Here is a 23,003-nt window from a genome sequence, read left to right on the forward strand (position 1 = left end):
AGTTCCGCTCACGCAACACCACAAACCCCTCTAAACCAGCCTTCTGCCACCTGGCACAGCTCCTGCTATAGCCCTGTCAGGCTGCGTCCACACGCGCTCCACAAAAACAATTAAACGAAGGATCCTTCAATGGACAACTCCAACGCCCTGCCCCTTGGGTCGGCTGCCGTGCCCGCCCGTGAAAGAACCACCGCCAGCCGCATCAAGTCGATCTTCAGCGGCTCGGTCGGCAACATGGTCGAGTGGTATGACTGGTACGTCTACGCCGCGTTCTCGTTGTACTTCGCCAAAGCCTTCTTCCCCAAGGGCGACACCACCGCCCAATTGCTCAACACCGCCGCGATCTTCGCCGTAGGCTTCCTGATGCGCCCGATCGGCGGGTGGTTGATGGGCCTGTACGCCGACCGTGCCGGTCGCAAACGTGCGTTGATGGCCTCGGTGTACCTGATGTGCTTCGGCTCGCTGATCATCGCCTTGAGCCCGAGCTACGAAACCATCGGCGTCGGCGCACCGATCCTGCTGGTGTTTGCCCGCCTGCTCCAAGGCCTGTCGGTGGGTGGCGAGTACGGCACCTCGGCGACCTACCTGAGCGAGATGGCGACCAAGGAACGTCGCGGCTTCTTCTCCAGCTTCCAGTACGTGACCCTGATCTCCGGCCAGCTCATCGCCCTGGGCGTGTTGATCGTGCTGCAACAGACCCTCACCACCGAACAACTGTATGCCTGGGGCTGGCGCATCCCGTTCGCCATCGGCGCGCTGTGTGCGGTGGTGGCGCTGTACCTGCGACGCGGCATGGAAGAAACCGAGTCGTTCACCAAGAAGGAAAAAGCCAAGGAAAGCGCGATGCGCACCTTGATGCGCCATCCAAAAGAGCTGATGACTGTGGTCGGCCTGACCATGGGCGGCACCCTGGCCTTCTACACCTACACCACCTACATGCAGAAATACCTGGTGAACACGGTCGGCATGAGCATCTCCGACTCCACCACTATTTCCGCCGCCACGCTGTTCCTGTTCATGTGCCTGCAACCGCTGATCGGCGGGCTGTCGGACAAGATTGGCCGCCGGCCGATCCTGATTGCCTTCGGCATCCTCGGCACCCTGTTCACCGTGCCGATCCTCACCACCCTGCACACCATCCAGACCTGGTGGGGCGCGTTCTTCCTGATCATGGCCGCGCTGATCATCGTCAGCGGCTACACCTCGATCAACGCCGTGGTGAAAGCCGAGCTGTTCCCCACCGAAATCCGCGCCCTGGGCGTCGGCCTGCCCTACGCACTGACTGTGTCGATCTTCGGCGGCACCGCTGAATACATCGCCCTGTGGTTCAAGAGCATCGGCATGGAAACTGGCTACTACTGGTACGTAACGGCGTGCATCGCCGTGTCGCTGCTGGTGTACATCACCATGAAAGACACCCGCAAACACTCGCGGATCGTTACCGACTGACAGCCACGTCGGACAAACAGAAAGGGGCGCACCTGAACAGGTTCGCCCCTTTTTTTCGCTCCCGGTCTAAAGATTTATCCGACATTAATCTCTGGTTAATGCCCGTCTTCCATCCTCACGCTCAACAGAACGCCATTCGATACGCCGGTAATGGGCCTCATTGACCGTTCTGTGGCAACCGACAACAAATCGATTTAATCGATACGTTTAAGCATTTATTTGCGCTTTTTAATCAAATTAACGAGCGTAATATGAACTCCACACCCAAGGCGCCTAACGCCAAACATTCTGGAGCACGACCATGAAAACCAAACTGATCATCGCCCTGACCCTGTCCGTACTGGCCGCCAACACCTTCGCTGCCGACGGTTTCGACCGCACCAGCTCGGCCATCGCCGCCGACGGTTATGACCGTACTAGCGCTGCCACTGTTGCGGCTGATGGCTTCGACCGCACTAACGGCGCCACCGTCGCTGAAGATGGCTTCGACCGCACTAACGGCGCCACCGTCGCTGAAGATGGCTTCGATCGCACTGGCGGCGCTACCGTTGCTGAAGATGGTTTCGACCGCACTGGCGGCGCTACCGTTGCTGAAGATGGTTTCGATCGCACTAACACTGCTGCCATCAGCTAATCCGATAACGACACCCTTACAGCCCGGCTTCGGCCGGGCTTAGTTATTTATGGAACATGGAAAAAGGAAGACCGCCGCTGGTTCTGTTGTCGCCACTCATCAGATTGTGGGAGCGGGCTTGCTCGCGAAGACAGTGTGTCAGTCGACATCTATGTATCTGTACCACCGCATTCGCGAGCAAGCCCGCTCCCACAGGGCCCCAAGGTGCTGACAAAAACAGTGAGGCCCTGCACTATCTCAAAATCCCTCGAAACTCCACTGCAGGACCTTCTTCAGCCATGCCCGATGACATCCATTTCTACGAACCCGCCAACGGCCACGGCCTGCCCCATGACCCGTTCAACGCCATTGTTGGCCCGCGCCCCATCGGCTGGATTTCGTCCCAGGATGCCGAAGGCCGCCTGAACCTGGCGCCCTACAGTTTCTTCAATGCGTTCAACTACATTCCGCCGATCATTGGGTTCTCCAGCGTCGGGCGCAAAGACAGCCTGAACAACATCGAACAGACCGGCGAATTCGCCTGGAACCTGGCCACCCGCCCGCTGGCCGAGCAGATGAACCAGAGCTGCGCGATGGTCGCGCCAGAGGTCAATGAGTTCGAACTGGCGGGTTTGACGACCGCCCCGTCACGGGTGATCCAGGTGCCGCGCGTCGCCGAAAGCCCGGTGTCCTTCGAATGCAAGGTCACGCAGATCATTCAATTGCAACGGGCGGACAAAGGACTGGTGCCGAGCTGGCTGATCCTCGGCGAAGTGGTCGCCGTGCATATCGCCCAGTGGCTGTTGAAGGATGGGGTATACGACACTGCCGCCGCCGAGCCGATCTTGCGCGGTGGCGGGCCGGCGGATTATTTCCAGTTGGGGCCTGAGGCGTTGTTCAAGATGCATCGCCCTCGATAGAAGGTTGCACACTGCACCTTGTGGCAAAGCACTTATCTGTGGGAGCAAGGCTTGCCCGCGATGCAGACACCACGGTTCCCAAGACAGACCGCGTTGCCTGCATCGCGGGCAAGCCTTGCTCCCACAGTATTAATCCCGTGGGTTCCAGACCAACCCGCCCTCGTCGTCGACACCCTTGAGGTGGGTCAGCTGCAGGGCTGCCGCTTCATCGGCTTTGACGGCGGTCTCGAAGGTCTGCTCTTCAAGGATCTTGTTGAAGCGCGGCGCACCTGAGCCGCCGATGGCCTTGGTGGCAATGGCGGCATGGTAGCCGCCGCCTTCCTTGGGAACGACTGCAGAAACAGCTTCAAAGGTTTCAAAGGCTTTACGTGCCATGTGTTGTGCATCCTGGCGGTGGAAAATGACGCTCATTAAACCTTCAACCAACCCGTTTGTGTACCTGCGCCCGACACCCTTCGGTCGCCTGGGCGGCGGAGACTTCCCGGAAGGTGTGGAAATCCAGGCTGCTCACCACCAGGTCCTGCACCAGCTCGGCGAAAATCGCCATGGCCGGTGAATTGAAGTAGGCGTCCATCGACGGCTGATTGACCCACAGCCCGGACACCAGCCACAAATCAGCGTCGCATTGCGATTGCTGCAAGGCAAAGTGCAAGCAACCGGGAGCCAGGCGCGAGGGCGCGATCAGCGTACTCAGGCGCGCCCCCAGTTGCCTGGAGCAACCGGCACGGGCCCGGACGAAAGCCATGTGGCTGACGGGGATCTGTGTAGTCATGTTCAACCCTCCCAGGTAATCCGTTGTGCAGCCGGGGACAGGCTGCGACAGGATCAAAGGTTAAGCGCCACGACGCCAGCTTCGTTAGTCGGATCCTGCCGACCCATTGCACAATCCTGCGCATCGACGTCACAAAATTCGACACGAACAGGGCTGGAACCGAGGAAGTTGAAACAAAAGGTTTCAAGCAAGTTTCCACAGCATTGCAGCGTCATGGCCCCTTGCGCCGTGCAGGATCAGGCAAGCTTTCAACAGGATGTTGCTACCGCTGCGCCTTGCACAAACATAAGCTTTTGTTCATCGCTCCCTATCGCCTGAGGATCCCGGCATGTCGCCACTCGACCACGCCCACGTCCCGCTGGACACGTACCTGGAACAACAGCGCGCCGAACTGGCGTCGATCATCGACCGCAACACCAGCGAAGACGGCAGCTACGCCACGGCTATCGGCTCACTGAACCTGTCACGGCACAGCCAGCCGCATAAGTTCGCCCCGGTGTTGGCGCAACCGGCGCTGTGCATCATGGCCCAGGGCAGCAAACAGGTGCGCCTGGCGGATGAGTTCTTCAACTATGACCCGCTCCATTACCTGGTGGTCTCGGTGTCGATGCCGTTGAGTGGTTGCATTGCCGACGTTTCGCCCGAGCAGCCGATCCTGGCACTGCGCCTGGACATCGACCCGGCGGAAATCACCGCGTTGATCGCCGATGCCGGCCCCTTGGGCGTGCCGACCCGCCCCGCCGGGCGCGGGCTGTACGTCGAACGCCTGGACACGCCGATGCTCGACGCCGTACTGCGCCTGGCGCGACTGCTCGATACGCCGAAAGACATCGCCATGCTCGCCCCGCTGGTGCGCCGGGAAATCCTCTATCGCCTGTTGCGCAGTCCCCAGGGCTATCGGCTGTACGAAATCGCCATCGCCAACAGCCAGAGCCATCGCATCAGCCAGGCGATCAAATGGCTCAACGGCCATTTCGAACAGCCGCTGCGCATCGATGACCTGGCCCGGGAAGTGAACCTCAGCGTCTCGACCCTGCATCACCGCTTCAAGGCCATGACCGCCATGAGCCCGCTGCAATACCAGAAGCAACTGCGCTTGCAGGAAGCCCGCCGGCTGATGCTCGCCGAAGGGCTGGAAGCCTCGGCGGCGGGGTATCGGGTGGGTTATGAAAGCCCTTCGCAGTTCAGCCGCGAGTACAGCCGGTTGTTCGGCGCACCGCCGTTGCGGGATCTGGCGCGGTTGCGGATGACCGTTTGACCTGAAGTGTGTGTAGCTTTTTCCGGCCTCTTCGCGAGCAAGCCCGCTCCCACATTTGATCGGTTGTGAACAAAGAATCTGTGTTCACTGAAGATCCCCTGTGGGAGCGGGCTTGCTCGCGAAAGCGCCAGTCAAGACAACTTATCTCTCAAGATGATGAACTCAGGCACCGAGCAACCGACACGCCTGCGCCGGTATGGTCACCGACACCGTATGCCCAATCCCCAGGTCCATGCCCTGGCAAGGCGTGCTCAGCGCCGTGAACGAGATCCCAGAACATTCCACCGTGGTCTCGACGGTCGCGCCGATGTCGCGCACGAACGTCACCTTACCCTGCAACCGGTTACCCGCCGTGGCCTGGGGCGAGGACAGTTGCAGGTCTTCGGGGCGCACCAGCAACTTGATCTTCTCGCCAGCGATGACGCTATGGCTGGCCGGCACGTCCAGCGTGTCCCCGCCCGGCAGCCCGACCCGTCCGTTGCCCAGGGTGGTTGCCGGAAAAATGTTGCCTGAGCCGATGAAGTCGGCGACGAATTCATTGGCTGGGTGCCGGTAGATCTCGATCGGCGTACCGACCTGTTGCACCCGATGTTCCCCCAGCACCACGACGATGTCGGCCATGGTCATGGCTTCGCGCTGATCATGGGTCACCAAAATGGTGGTGATGTTCAACCGCTGTTGCAGTTGGCGGATTTCCACTTGCATCGACTCGCGCAACTTGGCGTCCAGGGCCGACAGCGGTTCGTCCAGCAAGAGGATCTTCGGCCGGGCGGCAATGGCCCGGGCAATCGCCACACGCTGGCGCTGGCCGCCGGACAGTTTCGCCACGGGCCGGTCGATCATCGCCTGGAGCTGGATCAGTTCCAGCAACTCCACCACCCGCGCCTGTTGCTCGGCCTTGCCCACGCCCCGCAATTTCAGCGGATAGGCAATGTTCTCGCCGACGGTCATGTGGGGAAACAAGGCCAGTGATTGAAACACCATGCCGAAGTTGCGCAGGTGCGCCGGGGTGTGGCCGATGTCTTGGCCATCCAGGCGGATTTCGCCGCCGCTGAGGCTTTCCAGGCCGGCGATCATGCGCAGCAAGGTGGTCTTGCCACAGCCCGAAGGCCCGAGAAAACACACCAGTTTGCCCTCGGGCAAATGCAGGTTCACGTCCGTGACCGCGCAGGCCGAGCCGTAATGTTTCTCGACGTTTTCCAATATCAGTCCAGTCATGTCTTCACCTCGAAATCAAAAGGAAACGCCGCCCTCGCCCACCAGTTTCTCCAACGCCCAGATCAGCACGAAGTCGATCAGCACGATGAGCACGGCAAACGAAAAAACAGTGGGGTCCAGCGACGACACGGTGCGGCTGTACATCCAGATCGGCACGGTCATGACATCGATGGTGTAGAGGAAATAGGTCACGGTGAATTCGTTGAACGAGACAATGAACGCCAGCAGCATCCCGGCAAGGATCCCCGACTTCATCAACGGCACGACCACATCGACGATGGCCCGCCGTGGTGTCGCCCCAAGCATTCGCGCGGCTTCTTCGACTTCGCTGCCGATGCCGAGCATGGCGGCGGTGCAGTTCTTCACCACGAACGGCAAGGCGAGGATCACGTGGGCAATGACCAGCCGCGAGGTGGTTATCTGGAACGGCAGGCTGTCGAACACCAGCAGCAGCGCCAACCCCAACACCACCATGGGAAACACCAGCGGCAGCGACATCAGTTGCAACGCGACGGCCTTGCCACGGAACTCGCAACGGGTCAGCGCGTAGGCCGCCGGCACCGCGATCAGCGTGGCGAATATCATCGTCAGGCACGCCACCCACAAACTGGTGCCCATGGCCTGGCCCAGGCTCAGCACGTCGCTGGCATCCGGCGATACGAAGGTGTGCCAGGCCGCCCGATACCATTGCAGGCTGTAACTGCTCGGCGGAAAGTCCAGATTCGCCGCGCCGCTGAAGGACATGACGATCATGGTCAGGATCGGCAGCACCGCCAGCAACAGGATGAAGCCCGACAGCAGCCCCACTGTGCGTCCGGTTTCACCGGGCAACAGCGCCTGGCGTTTTTTGCTCAACGCACTCATTGAGAAGCCTCCAGCATCCGCCGACGACGGCCAGTGAAATATTCGGACAGGGTCATGATCATCAGCGTGGTGACAATCAGCACCACCCCGGCGGCGGACGCGGCGGGCCAGTTCATCAACGGGGCAATCTGGTCGTGGACCATCACCGCCAGCATCGGCACCCGCCGACCGCCCAACAGCAGCGGCACGACAAAGCTGCTGGCGTTGTAGGCAAACACCAGCGTCGCGCCAGTGATAATGCCCGGCAGGCTCATGGGCAGCACCACTTGGCGAAACACCTGGAAGCGGCTGGCGCCGAGGGTGGCGGCGGCCTCTTCATAACTGCGAGCCACGCCACGCATGGCGCTGGCGATAGGCAGCACGGCCAGCGGGAAGGCCGTCTGGACCAGGCCCATCAACACACCATTCTGGTTGTACAGCAGCATGATCGGCCGCTTGATCAGACCCAGGCCCATGAGTGCCTGATTGAGCATGCCGGCAGGGCCGAGGATCACCAGCCAGCCATAGCTTTGCAGCAACAAGTTGACCAACAGCGGCAACAGCACCGCGGCCAGGAACACCCGCCGCAACAACGGCGAGGCCAGGCGCGACATGGTGTAGGCCACGGGGATCGCCAGCAGCACGGCGATCACCGCGCTGATCAATGCAAGGCGCAAGGTCAGCAGCAGGGACTTGAGGTAATAAGGCTCCAGCAACTGCCCGTAGCTGGCGAGGCTGAACCCACTCCACTCCGCACCCTTGGTGCCGACGCTCATGCGCAGCACCAACAGGCTGGCAGCGATCAGCACACCGAGAAACAACATCGATGGCGACAGGAACAGCCAGGCTCGGCGGGTAGGGGAAATCTCCCGGGGTGGACGCATAGGCGCGACACTCTGGTGATGGGTTAACGGTAGGTGTTCCATGGCAAGATCTCGTCAGTGGAAAACGACAGAACAAACACAATCTCAAAACAACCCAATTCCCTGTGGGAGCGAGCCTGCTCGCGAAGACGGCACAGCCAACATCTCCATCAACTGAACCACCGCTATCGCGAGCAAGCTCGCTCCCACACTGGGTCTCGGGTGGGCCGAAAGACCCATGCACACCCCAATTCCCCTGTGGGAGCGAGCCTGCTCGCGAAGGCGGCGGCACAGTCAGCATCTCCAGCAACTGAACCACCGCTATCGCGAGCAAGCTCGCTCCCACACTGGGTCTCGGGTGGTCACAGAGGCCGCGTACCCCTCAATTCCTTATGCCGGGCGGGCGGTGTCCAGCAGTTGTTTCAGGAAGAGAAGATTTCCGTGTACCGGCGAATCCATTGGTCATGCACCGTCGCCAGGAAGGCGTTGTCGTGCATGATCGCTTTGTCGGCGATTTGCTCCGGGGTGAGGATGTAGGGGCTCTTGCGCGCCTCGCTGGAGATGATGGCCTTGGCGTTGACCGGGCCGTTGAAGATGTCTTCGGCCATCTTGCCCTGCACCAGCGGGTCAAGAGAGTGGTCGATGAAGGCGTAGGCCAGGTCGGTGTCGCCCGGGCGGTTTTTCGGCATGACCGAGAGCATCAGGTCGGTGTAGAAACCTTCCTTCATGCCGAACGTCGCCCCCAGGCTGTAGGCCGGGTCGCGGATCTGCTTGGGGAAAAACGCCGGTGCGTACAAGCCGCCCATGTCCAGGGAGCCGGTGCGAAACAACTCGGCGATCTGGTTCGGGTTCTCCCCCAGGGTTATCACCCGGTCCTTGAGCTCGGCGAGTTTCTTGAAGCCGGGCTCGATGTTGTGTTCATCACCACCGGCCAGCTTGGCGGCGATGATGATCAGGTCCATGGCCTCGGTCCAGTTCGGCGGCGGCAGGAAGATGTTCGGCGCCAGCTCCGCATCCCACAGCGCGGCGTAACTGTCCGGCGCCTGATTCAAGGTCCGGGTGCTGTAGACCAGGCTGTTGCACCACAGCAGGTAACCGATGCCATGGCCGCCGGCGCCGGTGCGGTATTGCGCCGGCACGTCGGCCAGGTTGGGAATGCGGTTGAGGTCGGGTTTTTCCAACAGCCCGGCGGCGGCCAGGCCCTCGGCGCCGACGCCGGCCAGGGTGATGATGTCGTACTGCGGCCGGTCACCACCGGCCTTGAGCTTGGCCACCATCTCCGAGGTACTGCCGGTGCGGTCGGCAATGACCTTGGCCCCGGTCTTGGCCTCGAAGGTGGCCGCGATGTTGCGCAACGCCGCCAGCCCGGTGTCATCGGACCAGGTGAGCAGGCGCAGGGTCTTGCCAACGAACCGCGTATCGCTGGCCCGGGCGCTGATGAAGGGCACACTCATGGCGGCCGCCGCTACCGAAACCACACTTGCAGTCTTGATGAATTGACGTCTGTTCAGATCATGCTCGCCCATGTAGGACTCCCTTTATTCTTTTAAGTATGAGGTGGGTAAAAACCGTTGCGCCCGCACCGTTCGACGTCGAGCAAAGCCCCGTACCACAAGGGCTTGACCGCCGCCTGCGGCCATCCTGAGGTTGTGCAAAATCCCTGACTATCGAAAAAAACTCATTGGAGCCATGTTCCTGGCGCATGCCTTTTTTCGAGGCATGCGTGACCTGATAACGTGCCGTCAGACCGCCCGGATCACATGCTTGATTTCCTGAAACGCGGCCAGTCCCCAAGGCCCCAATTCGCGACCCAGACTGCTCTGCTTGTAACCTCCCCACGCCGCCTGGGGAAAAATCACCTGAGGCGCGTTGATCCACACCAGCCCTGCCTGCAAAGTGTTGGCCACCTCTTCGGCAGCCGTCGTATCACGGCTGACCACGCTGGCCACCAGGCCGAAACGACTGTCGTTAGCCAAGGCGATCGCCTGCGCCCGGGAGCTGAAACGGCGTACGCACAGCACCGGCCCGAAGATCTCTTCGCACCACAACGCACTGTCCAGGGGCACGTCGGTGAAGATTGTCGGCTGTAAAAAAAAGCCGCGCGGCAGATGCGCGGGCCGCTGCCCACCGCACACCAGCGTCGCTCCGGCGCTCAAGCCTTGGTCGATGTGCCCCAGTACCCGCTGGTATTGCGCCTGGTTGACCAGCGCGCCCATCTCCACATCCGGGTCAAACGGGTCGGCCACGCGGATCGCCTCGGCGCGAGTCTTGAGCCGTTGCAGGAACTCATCGGCCAGTTCATCGGCGACCAGCACACGACTGGTGGCCGAACACATCTGCCCGGCATTGAAGAAACCGCCGCCACAGGCCAGCTCCACTGCCAGGTCCAGGTCGGCATCGGCCAGCACCAGCAAAGACGATTTGCCGCCCAGTTCCAGGCTCACGCCCTTCACCGTTTCCGCCGCCCGCTGCATCACTTGCACGCCCACCGCATTGCTGCCGGTGAAAGAAATCTTTGCCACGCGCGGGTCCGCCGCCAATGGCGCCCCAACGGCCAGGCCCGTGCCGCAGACCAGGTTGAACACCCCGTGGGGCAAACCGCATCCGGCGATGATCGAGGCCAGTTCCAGCTCCGGCAACGGCGTGACCTCCGAGGGTTTGAGCACCACGCAGCAGCCGGCAGCCAATGCCGGGGCGAGTTTCCAGGCCGTGGTGACCATCGGGAAATTCCACGGCACGATCAGGCCGACCACGCCGCAGGGTTCGCGGCGCAGGCGTGCGCTGAAATCAGCGCTGGGCAATGCCAACGGACTGTCTTGCCGGGCGTCCAGGCCTTCGGCCAACTCGGCGTAATACTCGAAGGTGGCGACCACATCGTCGACATCGATGGTCGCTTCGAACAACGGTTTGCCGTTGTTGCTCGATTGCAATTGCATCAACCGCTCGCGGCCGGCCTGCACCCCGGTGGCAATCCGGCGCAGGATCGCGCCACGCTCGGCGCCGCTGGTGCTCGACCAGTGCGTGAAAGCCTGGGTCGCGGCGTTCAACGCCTGATCGACGGCGCGTTCATCGCCGCCATAAACGGTGGTCAACAGCGCTTCGGTCGCCGGGTTGATCACCCGCAGCGGTTGGTCACCGGCCAACCACTCACCATTGATGTACAGCCCGTCTTGCGTCGTAGGGAAATTCATTTCGACACCTGCGCCATCCAGGTTGCCTGGTCGATTTCGATCAGCGTCGGCCCCTGCCGGTCGCAAGCGGCGAGCAACGCATCGTGCAGTTGCGCGACGCCGTCGATGGCTTCGGCAGCGCAGCCCAAGGCCTTGGCAACGCCGATGAAATCCGGGGTGTAGATGTCCACGCCCACCGGTTCGATGGCGCGGTTGACCATGTATTTCTTGATCTCTTCGTAGCCCTGGTTATTCCACAGCAGCACGATCACCGGCGTGCGCGCTTCCACGGCGCTGGCCAGTTCCGGCAGGGTGAACTGCAACCCGCCGTCGCCAATCAAACACACCACCGCCGGGCGACCATGGCCCTGGTCCTTGCCGCCGAGCCAGGCACCGATGGCCGCCGGCAGGGCGTAGCCGAGGGTGCCGTAGCCGGTGGATGAATTGAACCAGCGGCGCGGTTGCTCCAGGTTGAAGGTCAGGTTGCCGGTGTACACCGGTTGGGTGGAATCGCCAACGAACACCGCCTCTGGCAGCGCTTGCAAGACGGTGTCGAGAAACAGAGTCTGGGCGCGGGTCGCGGCATCCCAACTGCCTTGAAGATCCGCGCGCAACCGGGCGGCACGCGTCGTGCCCCAATCGTCACGGCGCTCGGCCAAGGGGTGCTGGCTCAAGGCGTCGAGCACGGCCTGGGCGGCGACACGGGCGTCGGCCACCAGCGCCAGGTGCGGCGGGTAGTTGCGCACGGTCTGGTCCGGGTCGATGTCGATGCGCAACAACGTGCCAGGAATCTCGAAGCCGCCAGCGAAAGTAATGTCGTAATCGGTCTCGGCCAGTTCGGTGCCGATGGCCAGCACCACATCCGCCTCGGCCACCAAGGCGCGGGTGGCGACCAGGCTCTGGGTGGAGCCGATCAGCAACGGATGCTGGGACGGCAACAGGCCTTTGGCATTGATGGTCAACGCCACGGGCGCGCCGAGACGTTCGGCCAGTTCGGTCAATTCAACCGCTGCGTCGATGGCCCCGCCACCGGCCAGGATCAAAGGCCGCCGAGCCGTCGCCAGCAAGCCGGCCATTTGTTTGACCGCACCCGGCGCGGCACCGGCGCGGTTGATGTTCACCGGCACGCTGGCGAGCAAGGCATCGGCGTCTTCGACCAGCACATCCAGCGGAATTTCAATGTGCACCGGCCGCGGGCGCCCGGCCTGGAACACGGCAAACGCCCGGGCCAGCACGCCGGGCAATTCAGCGGCGGACATCAGCGTGTGGGAAAACGCCGCCACCCCGCCCACCAGCGCGCTCTGGTTCGGCAGTTCATGCAGCTTGCCGCGTCCGCCACCCAACTGGCTGCGCGACTGCACGCTGGAGATCACCAGCATCGGGATCGAATCGGCGTAGGCCTGGCCCATGGCGGTGGTGATGTTGGTCATGCCGGGGCCGGTGATGATGAAACACACGCCGGGTTTGCCGCTGACCCGGGCATAACCGTCGGCCATGAAACCTGCGCCTTGTTCATGACGCGGGGTCACATGGCGGATGCTGGAACGGGCCAGCCCGCGGTACAACTCGACGGTGTGCACGCCAGGAATGCCGAACACCTGCTCCACGCCATACGCTTGGAGTAACTTGACCAATACTTCGCCGCACGTCGCCATTGCCATTGCCTTTTTCTTGTCGTGTAAAGGGCCTCGCACAGCCTGCGGCGGGACCCTTTTTTGTCTTGGGAATGGCGTTATTGGAACGGTCCGACCATAGCGGCAACAATGGATAAAAAGTCATACTCGCCATGTCCTCACGTCATGGCTTGGATCCGAAATGAAACGACTTCCTCCGCTGCCGGCGCTGCACACGTTTCTGATCACGGCCCAATGCTGCAACTTCACCCGGGCCGCCGAACAACTGCACATCACCCAGGGCGCGGTGAGCCGGCAGATCGCCGGGCTGGAAGATCATCTGGGTTATGCGCTGTTCCAGCGCCAGGCACGCGGCCTGAGCCTGACTGCCGAAGGCCAGGCGTGGCTACCCCGGGTGCAGCAGGTGTTCAGGCTGATCGGGGACGCGGTCGAGCAGGTCGGCGAAAAACGCCAGACCCTGCAACTCAAGGCCCCGACCTGTGTGATGCGCTGGCTGCTGCCGCGCCTGTTGCAGTGGCAGAAGGAGCGACCGGACGTGCCGGTGGAGTTGACCACCACGGTCCGGCACGGCGTGGATTTCCAGCGCGAAGCCTTCGACGCCGCGGTGGTCTATGGCCCACCACCCGACGCCTCGCTGGCGTGCCTGCCTCTGTTCGATGAACAACTGACGCCCGTCTGCTCCCGCCCGGTCCTGGAAGGTCCCGTGCCACTGCGTGAACCCGCCGACCTGCAACACCACCTGCTGTTGCACCCGGCCCTTGACGAGCGCGACTGGAACACCTGGCTGAAGGCAGCCGATGTGCACTTGAGCAATGTCAGCAAAGGCCAGCATTTCGAAACCCTGGACCTGGCGATGTCCATGGCTTCCCAAGGCACGGGCGTGGCGATTGGCGACTGGTCGCTGATCGGCGACGACTTGAGCGCCGGCCGGCTGGTGATGCCATTCGAGCTGAAGGTCAAGACCGGGCTGGGTTATCACCTAGTGCACCCGCACAAACCCCAGGTGTCAGGGCCGTTGCAGGAATTGATGGGGTGGTTGGTGGAGCAGGCACGGGCGCGGTCCTGTGGGAGCAAGGCTTGCCCGCGATGAAGGCGACGCGGTCTCTCAGAGATCGAGGTGGCTGTTTCGCGAGCAAGCTTTGCTCCCACAAATCCCCTCGCCACAAAAGCCGGGCAGGCCTCAAGCCATCAGGGTTATCAGAGCAGATTAGGCGCCTGCACCGGTTCGATCTGCGCCCAGTGCGACGTGTCCTCGCGGTGCTGCTGCAGATACGGCAACACGGCCCCCAGCAACGGCGCCTTGAACGCCTCCTGGAAACGATGGGCCAGGCCCGGGATCAGCTTCAACTGGCTGCCTTGGATGTGCGCCGCCAGATGCACGCCGTGCATCACCGGCAGCAAAGGGTCGGCGGTGCCGTGGACCACCAGGGTCGGCACCCGCAGTTGATTGAGCAGTGCCACCCGACTCGGCTCGGCCATGATCGCCATGATCTGGCGCTTCACGCCTTCAGGGTTGAAGGCCCGGTCGTAGGCCACGGCGGCCTGATGCAGCAATACCTGGCGATCATCCGCCACCATCGGACTGCCCAACGCGGCCAGCAGATCGGCCTGTTGCTGCAAGGCCGCTTCGCGATTCGGTGCACTGCGCCGCGACAGCAACTGCACCAGTGCGGCGCTGGGTGCGGGCAAGCCTTCGGCACCGGAACTGCTCATGATCAGGGTCAGGCTTTCGACCCGCTGCGGCGCCATGGCGGCCATGTGCTGGGCGATCATCCCGCCCATGCTCACGCCCAATACGTGAAAGCTGTGCACCTGCAAGGCATCCATCAACCCCAGCCCGTCGTCGGCCATGTCGGTCAAGGTATACGGCGCAGCCACGGGCAAGCCGAGTTTGTAGCGCAGGGCTTCGAAGGTCAGGTTGGCGCTGCCGGGGGCCTGGCGCCACGTGGACAGGCCGACGTCGCGGTTGTCGTAGCGAATCACCCGGAAACCCTGCTCGCACAGGGCGACCACCACTTCGTCCGGCCAATGGATCAACTGCCCACCCAGGCCCATCACCAGCAACAGCGCCGGATCCGAGGCACGGCCAACGCTCTGGTAGGCCAGGCTCACCTGATCCAGATCGACCCGCTGGGTCGCAACATTGATGTCACACCGAGAAGCCGCCATCGACGGCAGGCCGAAAAACAACGCGGCCAGGAAAATGAATACACGCATGAAGAAACACCGAAACGCAGAACCCCAGTAGAGCGCGAGTCTGATGAAGTTTGTTCAAGCGCGCTGCCACAGTTGCGTGACAGTTTGATGAAGATTGCCGAGTGGTCTCCTGCGCGAAGGATGTATCTGTGGGAAAGGATGTATCTGTGGGAAAGGATGTATCTGTGGGAAAGGATGTATCTGTGGGAAAGGATGTATCTGTGGGAAAGGATGTATCTGTGGGAAAGGATGTATCTGTGGGAAAGGATGTATCTGTGGGAAAGGATGTATCTGTGGGAAAGGATGTATCTGTGGGAAAGGATGTATCTGTGGGAGCAAAGCTTGCTCGCGATACAGGCACCTCGATTCCAGAGAAATCGCGTTGGCTTCATCGCGAGCAAGCTTTGCTCCCACAGATCCCCGCTCAAGGCGTCAGCTTCAGGCCAGTTGGCTACGCAACTGCCGCGCCGCCGCCACCATGTTCACCAGTGCCGCTTCCGTTTCCGGCCAGCCCCGGGTTTTCAACCCGCAGTCGGGGTTGATCCACAGCCGCTCGGCGGCGATCCGTTTTACCGCCTTGCTCATCAGCGCAACCATCTCGGCGGTGTCCGGCACCCGTGGCGAGTGGATGTCGTAGACGCCCGGGCCGATGTCGTTCGGGTAGTCGAACGCCTCGAAAGCCTCCAGCAACTCCATGTCCGAACGCGAAGTCTCGATGGTGATGACATCGGCGTCCATGTCGGCGATGGCCTTGATCACATCATTGAATTCGCTGTAGCACATGTGGGTATGGATCTGGGTTTCATCCGCCACCCCCGACGCGCACAAACGGAACGCGTCAACCGCCCAGTCCAGGTAGGCCTGCCATTGTCCGCGACGCAACGGCAACCCTTCGCGGAACGCCGCCTCGTCGATCTGCACGATCTTGATCCCGGCTTTTTCCAGGTCCAGCACTTCGTCGCGCAGGGCCAGGGCCAGTTGTTGCGCCTGGACCTGGCGCGACACGTCTTCGCGGGGGAACGACCACATCAGCATGGTCACGGGGCCGGTGAGCATGCCTTTCATGACTTTGTCGGTCAGGCTTTGCGCGTAGCGGATCCAGTCGACGGTCATGGCGTTCGGCCGACTGATGTCGCCATAGATAATCGCCGGTTTCACGCAGCGCGAACCGTAGCTCTGCACCCAACCGAAACGGGTGAAGACATAGCCGTCCAGTTGCTCGGCGAAGTATTCGACCATGTCGTTGCGCTCGGCTTCACCGTGCACCAGCACGTCCAGGCCCAGGCGTTCCTGGATCTGCACGGCATGGCGGATCTCGGTGTGCATGGCGTCCTGATAGTCGTTGGCCGACAACTTGCCTTGTTTGTAGGCCTGGCGTGCCAGGCGAATCGCCGGGGTCTGCGGGAAGGAGCCGATGGTGGTGGTGGGAAAGGCCGGCAGTTTCAGACGGGCGCGCTGGCGTTCGATGCGCTTGGCAAACGGCGAACGCCGCTGGCTGTCCTGTGGCCCGATTGCCGCCAGGCGCGCCTGGACCGCGGGTTTGTGAATGCGCGCCGAACTGGCGCGACTGGCCTGCACCTCGCGGCTGTCGGCCAAGGCCTGCTGCACAGCGGGGGCCTGTGGATCGTTCAGGGCATCGCGCAGCACCGCGACTTCACCACACTTCTGCACGGCAAAGGCGAGCCAGCTTTTGAGTTCCGGATCGAGGCGGTCTTCGCGCTCCAGGTCCACCGGGCTGTGCAGCAGCGAGCACGAGGTGCTGACCCAGAGGTTGTCGCCAAAGCGTTCCTGGGCCGGTTGCAATTGCGCCAGCGCCTGTTCCAGTTCACAGCGCCAGACGTTGCGACCGTTGACTAGGCCCACCGAGAGAATCTTGTAGGTCGGCAGGCGGTCCAGCACCTGGCCCAGTTGTTCCGGGTCACGTACCGCGTCGATGTGCAAGCCGTCCACCGGCAGGCTCACCGCCAGGCCGAGGTTGTCTTGCAGGCCACTGAAATAGGTGGCCACGAGTTTTTTCAACGGCGAGTACTGGAGGATGTGATAAGCCCGCTCGAAAGCGTTCCTCCAGGCTTGAGGCAAGTCGAGTGTGAGGATCGGTTCGTCGATCTGCACCCATTCCACACCTTGGGCCTTGAGGCGGTTGAGGATTTCCCCGTAGACCGGCAGCAGGCGCTCCAGCAGGTCGAGCTTGTCGAACGCCGCGCCCTTGGCCTTGCCCAGCCACAAGTAGGTCAACGGACCGATGATCACCGGCTTGATCTGGTGGCCCAAGGCATGGGCCTCGTCCACTTCGTCGAACAACTGTTCCCAGCTCAGGGCGAAGGTCTGGTCGGCGGAAAACTCCGGGACCAGGTAGTGGTAGTTGGTGTCGAACCACTTGGTCAGTTCCTGGGCGTATTGCGCCTGGCCATGGTCGGCACCGCAGCAACTGGCCGTGGCGCCACGGGCCATGGCGAACAAGGTGTCGAGGGTCGGCCGGCCCTGGGCATTCAAGGTGCTGTGGAAACGCTGTGGGACGGCGCCCAGGGTCAAGGAGTGGCTGAGCACCTGGTCGTACCAGGCAAAGTCGCCGACGGGCAGCAGGTCGATGCCGGCGTCTTTCTGCAGTTGCCAGTGCCGGGCCCGCAGTTCGCGCCCCACCGCTTGCAGCGCGGCCGGGGCCAGGTCGCCCTTCCAGTAGGCTTCGAGGGCTTTCTTCAGTTCGCGGTCGGCGCCGATGCGGGGAAAACCGAGGGTGTGGGCCAGGGCCATGGTGTGCGTCCTCCTATAAAAGATGGCGCCATTGTCGACAGTTGACCCTACATGAGACAAACTCAACTTTTTCGTGTTGATCACAAGTTTTACTCATGGAGCAACTCCGGTGCTTGAACTCCGTCACCTCAAGACCCTGCACGCCCTGCGCGAAGCCGACAGCCTGGTCGAAGCCGCCGAACGCCTGCACCTGACCCAGTCCGCCCTCTCCCACCAGTTCAAGGAACTGGAAGAGCGCTTGGGCATGCAGTTGTTCGTGCGCAAGACCAAGCCGGTACGGTTCACCAGTGCCGGCCTGCGCCTGTTGCAACTGGCCGATGCCGCCCTGCCCTTGCTGCGCGGCGCCGAACGGGACATCGCCCGCCTGGCTGGCGGCACCGCCGGACGGCTGCACATGGCCATCGAGTGCCATAGCTGCTTCCAATGGTTGATGCCGACCATCGACCAGTTCCGCGATGCCTGGCCGGAAGTCGAACTGGACCTGGCCTCGGGCTTCGCCTTCGCGCCGTTGCCAGCCTTGGCCCGCGGCGATCTCGACCTGGTGGTGACCTCCGACCCGCTGGAGTTGGCCGGCATCACCTACGTGCCGTTGTTCACCTACGAGGCGATGCTCGCCGTGGCCAACCAGCATCGACTGGCGGGCAAGGCGTACATCGTCCCCGAGGACCTGATCAGCGAAACCCTGATCACCTACCCGGTGGAACGCGACCGGCTGGACATCTTCACCCGTTTCCTGGAACCGGCCGACATTGAACCGGCCCAGGTGCGTACCTCTGAACTGACGGTAATGATGATGCAACTGGTGGCCAGCGGTCGCGGCGTGTGCGGCATGCCGCACTGGGCCCTGCATGAATACAGCTCGCGTGGCTACGTGAAGGCCAAGCGGCTGGGAGAGAAAGGCTTGTTTGCCACGCTGTACGCGGCGGTGCGCACCGACATGCTCGACGCGCCGTACATGCGCGATTTTTTGCTGACGGCCAAGGACACGTCGTTTTCAACCCTCGACGGCGTCAGTGCCGTGCGCTGATAGCTTCTGTGGGAGCAAGGCTTGCCCGCGATGGCGATTGCGAAAACGCCATCGCGGGCAAGCCTTGCTCCCACAGAAGCCCATACACAGGAAATCGCGGAGGGATCACAGTTCGAGCCACATATGGATTTTGTCGTGGTATTCGTCGCCCACGCAGATCGCCATCGGCTCAAGGCCATACAGGACGAAGCCGCAGCGCTGATAGAGCTTGAGCGCCGGCTCGTTGCCGGCGGTGACGGTCAGTTGCACCAGACGCAGGAAGGGATGACGCCGGGCTTCGGCGAGGGCGGCTTGGACCAGTTGGTAGCCGAGCCCGCGATGGCGCTGTTCATCGGCGACATACATGCCGAACAGCAGCGCCTTGTGCCGGGCTTTTTCCCGGGGCTCCAGGGCCAGGCCGACGATACCGACCAACTCCTGTTCGACAAACGCCCCCAGCAGCACATCGAGCCGGCTGCCCAGGCGTGACTCCCACCAGTTGATAGGCAGCTTGGCCCGCTCGGTGACGCTGGAGGTGAAGGCCTGCGGATGCAGTGCGTACGCCTGGAGCATCAGCTGGCGATACGCCTGGGCATCGCCGGCCCTCAACCGTCGGATGCTCACGCCGAACGCCGTTGCTCAAACATCAGGCGCAACGCCAGCGCACCGAGGACAAACCCCATGAAGTAGCGCTGCGCCGCCAGCCAGGTCGGGTTATGGACGAACCACGAGGCAATACCGGCGGCGAACAGGGCGATCAACAGGTTGACGCTGAAACTGACGCTGATTTGGGTCAGCCCGAGGATGATGCTCTGGGTGAACAGCGAACCGTGTTCCGGGCTGATGAACTGCGGGAACACCGACAGATAGAACACCGCGATCTTGGGGTTCAGCGCGCTGGTGAGAAAGCCCATGGTGATCAGCTTGCGCGTCGAGTCCGCTGGTAACTGCTGGGCCTCGAAAGGCGAACGCGCGCCCGGCTTGACGGCCTGCCAGGCCAGCCACAACAGGTACAGCGCACCGGCCCATTTCAATACTTCATAGGCCACGGGCACCGCCAGGAACACCGCCGTCAACCCGGCGGCCGCGGCGAACATGTGCACGAAGAACCCCGCCACCACCCCCAGCAGGGAGGTGACGCCGGCCTTGCGGCCCTGGCAGATCGAACGGGAAATCAGGTAGATCATGTTCGGCCCGGGCGTCAGTACCATCAGCAACGCGGCGGCGGCGAAAATCAACAGGTCCGGCAATGGAATCATGAGCATCAGTCCTTGAGGCGTGAATCAGCAGGTAGCGAGAAGTGTCGCTCGATAAAACGGCAGGATCACCTCGCCTGTCAACGGTGCCAGCAAAAGATTGCTGTCGCCGGCCGGGTCGATCCAGCACACCTCTTCAATTTCGGCTGCCGGTGAAACCGGGGCGTCGATGCTCAGCAAAAACACCTCGGCCTGCACGGTAAACCCCGGCTCGTTGGCCGCCGGCGCGCTGAACACGCCCAGGTAATGGGCCTGTGCCGGGTCGATCTGCAACCCCAGTTCCTCTTCCAGCTCACGGGCGAGCGCCTGCACCGGTTGTTCATGGGCCTCGATCTTGCCGCCCGGCTGCATGAAGGCCCGGGTGCCGCGCTTGCGCACCAGCAGGGTTCGACCGTCGGGCCCGAGCAACAGGGCGGCGGCGATGCGGATCAGGGAGGTGGTCATGGGTGATCGAAGCCTTGGCCGAGAAAGTGCCGGGAGATTACAGCGCGTAGGGGTGGGAGCAAAGCCTGGTGCTGGACTAAAAATCAGCGCAGTTCCTCTGTGGGAGGCTGATGCTGTTCACTTAAGGTGTGTATATCCGTTTCTTCGGTAACGGCGGCTGGCGGTTCCGCTCTTACAGCGGTTCACTTTTGGAAAGAGCGCCAAAAGTAACCAAAAACGCTCTGCCCCACCACTCGGCACCTCGCCTAGGCTCGGTGTGCCCTCACTCCGGCATTGCTCCGTGGGCCCGCCGCGAAGGGCCATCCATGGCCCAGCGCGGCTAACCCGGCATCCATGCCGGGTTGCCCACTGCGCAATGCCTGCGTTCGGCCATCGTGGTTAACGGGGCGCCCGAGATCAACGTCCACCGCGAGGCGGCCTAGTAGCCGGCCTGGCTCTTGCGGTCGTACACCTCATCAGATCTGTGGGAACCATCAGATCTGTGGGAGCAAAGCTTGCTCGCGAGGCGGCCTGACAGCCGACCTGGCTCTTGCGGTCGTACACCTCATCAGATCTTTGGGAACCATCAGATCTGTGGGAGCAAAGCTTGCTCGCGAGGCGGCCTGACAGCCGACCTGGCTCTCCCGGTCGTACTCCGGTCCAATTGTGGAAGCGAGCCTTCTCGCTTCTGCGCGCGGTGTGGTCAGGGTTGTGTATTGACGTTATCCAGCATCCGATTCGCCAATAAAGCGCCCAGCTCGATCAGTTGCTGAATGCCAAGGGCAACATGGCGTCGCGAGCCTTTAAGGTCGAAGGCAAGGTCGCTGACCATGGCATCGGCTGAGGCCAAAGTTTCGCTGAGGTTGGCCAGCAGGCTTTCGGTGTCGACACCGTCCACGACGGTGAACAGTTGACCTGAGGGCTTTTTCTTTTTGGCTTGAGGCTTGGGGTCGAGATAATGGTCGATGGCGCGCTTGGCGGCTTCATCGAGTTCTTGGGGATCGGTTTCGGGGGGATTGGGTGTGGCTTTGAACATAGGGTGACACTCCGTCTACAGGTTGGAGCTGCCACGTTCGTTTCCAAGCGAGGGGTGGCAGCCGTACGCAGGTTGGAAAACCGGGGTAAACGAGCCCGACAGACCCGAAGGTCTCCCGCGCACAGCCGCCATAACGAAAGCATGGTCAAAAAACGACCGTAAGCATACGTCATGAAGGGCGCTTTCGCGCCGTCTACTTATCGGATTTCCAAGCCCGGCCGCTGAATTTGCAGCGACGGGAAAAGACTAGCGACAGCCCTTCCCACCCGGCAACCGCCAGAGTTCGTCGGAAAAATCTGCTGCAACCCGGAGGATTGTCCGACCATTCCCACAATCCTGGTCGGCTGTCAGGCCGCCATCGCGAGCAAGCTCGCTCCCACACAGGTTTTTGGTCGTTTATAAGATCCGTGTCCACCGCCGATCCCTGTGGGAGCCGAGCTTGCTCGCGATAGCGATGGGTCTGCTTGCATCCATGTTGAATGTGCCGCCGTCTTCGCGAGCAGGCTCGCTCCCACAATGGGATCGGGGTACGACCGGAAGAATCAGGTCGGCTGTCAGGCCGCCTCGCGAGCAAGCTTTGCTCCCACAGATCTGACAGGTGTACGACCAAGAGAGCCAGGTCGGCTACTAGGCCGCCTCGCGAGCAAGCTTTGCTCCCACAGATCTGACAGGTGTACGACCAAGAGAGCCAGGTCGGCTACTAGGCCGCCTCGCGAGCAAGCTTTACTCCCACAGATCTGACAGGTGTACGACCAAGAGAGCCAGGTCGGCTACTAGGCCGCCTCGCGAGCAAGCTTTGCTCCCACAGATCTGACAGGTGTACGACCAAGAGAGCCAGGTCGGCTACTAGGCCGCCTCGCGAGCAAGCTTTGCTCCCACAGATCTGACAGGTGTACGACCAAGAGAGCCAGGTCGGCTACTAGGCCGCCTCGCGAGCAAGCTTTGCTCCCACAGATCTGACAGGTGTACGACCAAGAGAGCCAGGTCGGCTACTAGGCCGCCTCGCGAGCAAGCTTTACTCCCACAGATCTGACAGGTGTACGACCGGGAGAGTCAGGTCGGCTGTTAGGCCGCCTCGCGAGCAAGCCTTGCTCCCACAGATCTGACAGGTGTACGACCAAGAGAGCCAGGTCGGCTACTAGGCCGCCTCGCGAGCAAGCTTTGCTCCCACAGATCTGACGGGTGTACGACCGGGAGAGCCAGGTCGGCTGTTAGGCCGCCTCGCGAGCAAGCTTTGCTCCCACAGATCTGACAGGTGTACGACCARGAGAGCCAGGTCGGCTACTAGGCCGCCTCGCGAGCAAGCTTTGCTCCCACAGATCTGACAGGTGTACGACCGGGAGAGCCAGGTCGGCTATAAGGCCGCCTCGCGGTGGACGTTGATCTCGGCGCCCCGTTAACCACGATGGCCGAACGCAGGCATTGTGGAGTGGGTAACCCGGCATGGATGCCGGGATAGCCGCGCTGGGCCATGGATGGCCCTTCGCGGCGGGCCCACGGAGCAATGCCGGAGTGAGGGCATGCCGAGCACTAGCGAGGCACCGAGTGGTGGGGCAGGAGCGTTTTGCTTACTTTTGCGCTTCTCAAAAGTGAGC

The 23,003-nt window shown here is 62.1% G+C and carries 20 protein-coding genes; 6 read left to right on the plus strand and 14 right to left on the minus strand.

The features are described 5' to 3' along the window. The first annotated feature begins 129 nt into the window (after nt 1–129). The 3 genes from AD662_RS22660 (at nt 130) to AD662_RS22670 (ending at nt 2,982) form a co-directional block, all read left to right on the plus strand. A complete protein-coding gene (locus AD662_RS22660; RefSeq protein WP_053189778.1) occupies nt 130–1,449 on the plus strand; it encodes an MFS transporter in 1,320 nt (439 codons plus the stop codon). A 301-nt stretch (nt 1,450–1,750) separates the two neighbouring features. After that, the gene (locus AD662_RS22665; RefSeq protein ID WP_053189779.1) at nt 1,751–2,083 is read left to right on the plus strand and encodes a hypothetical protein; all 333 of its coding nucleotides are present in this window, start codon (nt 1,751–1,753) and stop codon (nt 2,081–2,083) included. Nucleotides 2,084–2,361: 278 nt separating this feature from the next. Beyond that, nucleotides 2,362–2,982 carry a flavin reductase family protein gene (locus AD662_RS22670; protein ID WP_018605614.1) on the plus strand — a complete coding sequence of 207 codons (621 nt, stop codon included), beginning with the start codon at nt 2,362–2,364 and terminating at the stop codon, nt 2,980–2,982. A 129-nt stretch (nt 2,983–3,111) separates the two neighbouring features. Here the strand turns inward: AD662_RS22670 and AD662_RS22675 are convergent, their stop codons facing one another. After that, entirely contained in the window at nt 3,112–3,357 is a 246-nt protein-coding gene (locus tag AD662_RS22675) for a hypothetical protein (RefSeq protein ID WP_024617534.1), read from the minus strand. A 43-nt stretch (nt 3,358–3,400) separates the two neighbouring features. Then, nucleotides 3,401–3,754: a putative quinol monooxygenase gene (locus tag AD662_RS22680; protein ID WP_024617533.1), complete on the minus strand. Its 354-nt coding sequence runs from the start codon at nt 3,752–3,754 to the stop codon at nt 3,401–3,403. A 328-nt stretch (nt 3,755–4,082) separates the two neighbouring features. On the opposite strand from AD662_RS22680, the gene AD662_RS22685 reads away from it, so the two are divergent. Beyond that, on the plus strand, nt 4,083–5,012 hold the full coding sequence (locus AD662_RS22685; protein ID WP_018605609.1) for an AraC family transcriptional regulator: 930 nt from the start codon (nt 4,083–4,085) through the stop codon (nt 5,010–5,012). A gap of 162 nt (nt 5,013–5,174) precedes the next feature. On the opposite strand, the gene AD662_RS22690 is transcribed toward AD662_RS22685, so the two are convergent. The 6 genes from AD662_RS22690 to AD662_RS22715 all read right to left on the minus strand — a co-directional run bounded on the left by AD662_RS22690 (nt 5,175) and on the right by AD662_RS22715 (nt 12,761). Further along, nucleotides 5,175–6,230 (minus strand): ABC transporter ATP-binding protein, encoded by a 1,056-nt coding sequence (locus AD662_RS22690; RefSeq protein WP_018605606.1) that lies wholly within the window; start codon nt 6,228–6,230, stop codon nt 5,175–5,177. Nucleotides 6,231–6,245: 15 nt separating this feature from the next. After that, entirely contained in the window at nt 6,246–7,094 is an 849-nt protein-coding gene (locus tag AD662_RS22695) for an ABC transporter permease (protein ID WP_018605605.1), read from the minus strand. Then, nucleotides 7,091–7,999: an ABC transporter permease gene (locus AD662_RS22700; RefSeq protein WP_003205151.1), complete on the minus strand. Its 909-nt coding sequence runs from the start codon at nt 7,997–7,999 to the stop codon at nt 7,091–7,093. Before AD662_RS22700 ends, AD662_RS22695 begins: the two co-directional genes overlap by 4 nt. A gap of 359 nt (nt 8,000–8,358) precedes the next feature. Beyond that, nucleotides 8,359–9,462: an ABC transporter substrate-binding protein gene (locus AD662_RS22705; RefSeq protein ID WP_018605602.1), complete on the minus strand. Its 1,104-nt coding sequence runs from the start codon at nt 9,460–9,462 to the stop codon at nt 8,359–8,361. A gap of 216 nt (nt 9,463–9,678) precedes the next feature. Beyond that, the gene (locus AD662_RS22710) at nt 9,679–11,127 is read right to left on the minus strand and encodes an aldehyde dehydrogenase family protein (protein WP_053181374.1); all 1,449 of its coding nucleotides are present in this window, start codon (nt 11,125–11,127) and stop codon (nt 9,679–9,681) included. Next, nucleotides 11,124–12,761: a 5-guanidino-2-oxopentanoate decarboxylase gene (locus AD662_RS22715; protein ID WP_053189780.1), complete on the minus strand. Its 1,638-nt coding sequence runs from the start codon at nt 12,759–12,761 to the stop codon at nt 11,124–11,126. Before AD662_RS22715 ends, AD662_RS22710 begins: the two co-directional genes overlap by 4 nt. A 160-nt stretch (nt 12,762–12,921) precedes the next feature. Between AD662_RS22715 and AD662_RS22720 the strand changes: the two genes are divergently transcribed. Further along, entirely contained in the window at nt 12,922–13,830 is a 909-nt protein-coding gene (locus AD662_RS22720; protein WP_053189781.1) for a LysR substrate-binding domain-containing protein, read from the plus strand. Nucleotides 13,831–13,937: 107 nt separating this feature from the next. On the opposite strand, the gene AD662_RS22725 is transcribed toward AD662_RS22720, so the two are convergent. Together AD662_RS22725 and metE are read right to left on the minus strand one after the other, a co-directional pair. Next, nucleotides 13,938–14,957 (minus strand): alpha/beta fold hydrolase, encoded by a 1,020-nt coding sequence (locus AD662_RS22725; protein WP_053181379.1) that lies wholly within the window; start codon nt 14,955–14,957, stop codon nt 13,938–13,940. A gap of 417 nt (nt 14,958–15,374) precedes the next feature. Continuing rightward, a complete protein-coding gene (metE, locus tag AD662_RS22730; protein ID WP_053189782.1) occupies nt 15,375–17,687 on the minus strand; it encodes a 5-methyltetrahydropteroyltriglutamate--homocysteine S-methyltransferase in 2,313 nt (770 codons plus the stop codon). Nucleotides 17,688–17,796: 109 nt separating this feature from the next. Between metE and metR the strand changes: the two genes are divergently transcribed. Then, nucleotides 17,797–18,714: a transcriptional regulator MetR gene (gene metR, locus AD662_RS22735; protein WP_003205167.1), complete on the plus strand. Its 918-nt coding sequence runs from the start codon at nt 17,797–17,799 to the stop codon at nt 18,712–18,714. 105 nt (nt 18,715–18,819) lie between these two features. On the opposite strand, the gene AD662_RS22740 is transcribed toward metR, so the two are convergent. The 4 genes from AD662_RS22740 to AD662_RS22755 form a co-directional block, all read right to left on the minus strand. Then, complete coding sequence (locus AD662_RS22740) at nt 18,820–19,317, minus strand: GNAT family N-acetyltransferase (protein ID WP_053181384.1); 498 nt, start codon at nt 19,315–19,317, stop codon at nt 18,820–18,822. Next, the gene (locus AD662_RS22745; RefSeq protein WP_013694135.1) at nt 19,314–19,952 is read right to left on the minus strand and encodes a LysE family translocator; all 639 of its coding nucleotides are present in this window, start codon (nt 19,950–19,952) and stop codon (nt 19,314–19,316) included. The genes AD662_RS22740 and AD662_RS22745 overlap by 4 nt, the downstream gene beginning before the upstream one ends. A gap of 24 nt (nt 19,953–19,976) precedes the next feature. After that, on the minus strand, nt 19,977–20,393 hold the full coding sequence (locus AD662_RS22750; RefSeq protein WP_053181389.1) for an NUDIX hydrolase: 417 nt from the start codon (nt 20,391–20,393) through the stop codon (nt 19,977–19,979). A 682-nt stretch (nt 20,394–21,075) separates the two neighbouring features. After that, complete coding sequence (locus tag AD662_RS22755; protein WP_003205177.1) at nt 21,076–21,408, minus strand: DUF6124 family protein; 333 nt, start codon at nt 21,406–21,408, stop codon at nt 21,076–21,078. Between the last annotated feature and the right edge of the window lie 1,595 nt (nt 21,409–23,003).

It is taken from the genome of Pseudomonas kilonensis (assembly GCF_001269885.1).
Lineage (GTDB): Bacteria > Pseudomonadota > Gammaproteobacteria > Pseudomonadales > Pseudomonadaceae > Aquipseudomonas > Aquipseudomonas kilonensis.